2 protein-coding genes are annotated in these 2,102 nt (G+C 47.1%); both read left to right on the top strand.

The window, feature by feature from the left end:
• The first annotated feature begins 301 nt into the window (after window positions 1–301).
• Complete coding sequence (locus tag IP485_RS13645) at window positions 302–640, top strand: proton-translocating transhydrogenase family protein (protein ID WP_197135295.1); 339 nt, start codon at window positions 302–304, stop codon at window positions 638–640.
• Window positions 637–2,037, top strand: a complete 1,401-nt coding sequence (locus IP485_RS13640) for an NAD(P)(+) transhydrogenase (Re/Si-specific) subunit beta (RefSeq protein WP_413787037.1) — start codon at window positions 637–639, stop codon at window positions 2,035–2,037. Before IP485_RS13645 ends, IP485_RS13640 begins: the two co-directional genes overlap by 4 nt.
• Window positions 2,038–2,102: the final 65 nt, after the last annotated feature.

Here is a 2,102-nt window from a genome sequence, read left to right as displayed (position 1 = left end):
CAGTCTTCAGATTTGTATGCCAATAACTTGGTTAACTTTATCACGACCTTAATTGCGCCTGCTGGCGATGACGCTTCAGCACCTAGCTTGGCACTTAATGTAGACATGGAAGACGAGATTCAGGGCGCACTGGCAGTGACACATGACAATCAGGTACGACTGGCCAAACGCTAGTTTGACTGGCTAAGTTTTAAAGCCTGTCACTATTAACGTTGTCACCATACATTTGCCAGACATGAATAAATTTTAGGAGGATTAGATGATTGCCACTATTTTAGCGTCAGCACCCGCCGGTGCCGCCATGGCTAGTACGCCATTTGTCGCGATTTTTACCGTATTTGTACTCGCTATCTTTGTTGGATATTACGTGGTTTGGGGCGTGACGCCTGCACTACATACACCATTGATGGCCGTCACCAACGCCCTATCAAGTATCGTCATCGTTGGTGCCATGCTACAGACCGTCACCATTGATGGTTCTGTCTTTACACCAACCAGTATCCTTGGCGCTTTTGCCGTATTTTTAGCTAGTATCAATATCTTCGGTGGTTTTGCCGTGACTGAGCGTATGCTTGCGATGTTTAAACCGAAAGTAAAAAAAGCACCAGTAGCAACCACTGATGTTGGAGGTGACGCATGAATGATTTCTCAGCAATGATTGCGGCAAATGCAGATTGGTTCTATCTGGTCGGAGCGATTCTTTTTGTTCTAACCTTACGTGGCTTGTCCAGCCCAAAGACGGCTATTCGTGGTAACCGCTTTGGTATGGTAGCGATGGCGATTGCCGTCGTCACGACATTCTTCTTAGCAGAAGGCCCTGTGCTTTGGTTGATCATCGGTGCGATGATCTTAGGTGCACTCGTTGGTATGTGGAAGGCAAAAACAGTCGCGATGACTCAAATGCCCGAAACCGTTGCCTTGATGCATTCATTCGTCGGCTTGGCAGCAGTCGCCATTGCACTAGCGACGGTACTGCACACTGAACAACAGCATGGCGCCGTTGCCCGAGTTGAGCTGTTTATCGGTTGTTTCATCGGTGCGATTACCTTCTCAGCCTCCGTCTTTGCTTTCGGTAAATTGGCAGCAAAAAGCTGGGCTAAAACATTGGCTGGTGGCTGGGTAAAACCTGTCCAAGCGTTATTATTCATTGCAATGATTGGTTTTGGTGGCGTTTATTTCGTTACTGACTCATTACCAGCATTTTATGCAATGGCTGTGATTGCCGTTATCTTTGGTTGGATGTGGATTGCCCCAATCGGTGGCGGTGATATGCCAGTGGTTGTCTCACTATTGAACTCGTTCTCTGGTTGGGCAGCAGCGGGTATTGGTTTCACACTCGGTAACTCAATGCTGATTATTGCCGGTTCGCTCGTTGGTTCATCGGGTGCGATCTTGTCTTACATCATGTGTAAAGCCATGAACCGCTCATTACTCAACGTCTTATTTGGTGGTATGGGTACAGGCGCTGTAGCAGCGGGCGGCGATGATGGCGCACCAAAGAACTACAAAGCAGGTTCAGCAGAAGATGCAGGCTTCTTAATGGCCAATGCCAGTAGTGTTGTGATCGTACCGGGATATGGTATGGCGCAAGGTCGTGCACAGAATGCAGTCAAAGAGTTGTACGAGCTGCTAAAAGAAGAAGGTGTGAACGTACGTTTTGCCATCCATCCGGTGGCTGGTCGTATGCCAGGACATATGAACGTACTATTGGCTGAAGCCGATGTACCTTATGATGATATTTTAGAGATGGATGAGATTAACTCAGACTTCGCGAGTACAGATGTGGTGTTGGTCATCGGTGCCAACGACGTGGTAAACCCTTCTGCGAAAGATGATCCAACCTCGCCAATCTTTGGTATGCCGATTCTAGAAGTGACCAAAGCGCAAACGGTCATGGTCATCAAGCGTTCAATGAACACAGGTTATGCAGGTCTCGATAACAGTCTGTTCTATATGGATAAGACGATGATGATCTTTGGTGATGCCAAGAAAATGGTCGAAGAGATGGTTCGCAGTATCAATGGCGCAGGTCACTAATCTCTGACCCATACTTTTAAATATACGCTTTTCAATAAAAAAGTCACTGAGGTGGCTTTTTTTGC

It is taken from the genome of Psychrobacter sp. NG27 (assembly GCF_016106655.1).
Classification (GTDB): Bacteria; Pseudomonadota; Gammaproteobacteria; order Pseudomonadales; family Moraxellaceae; genus Psychrobacter.
The sequence above is the reverse complement of the archived record's forward strand: the minus strand, read 5'-3'. Positions and strand labels throughout refer to the sequence as shown.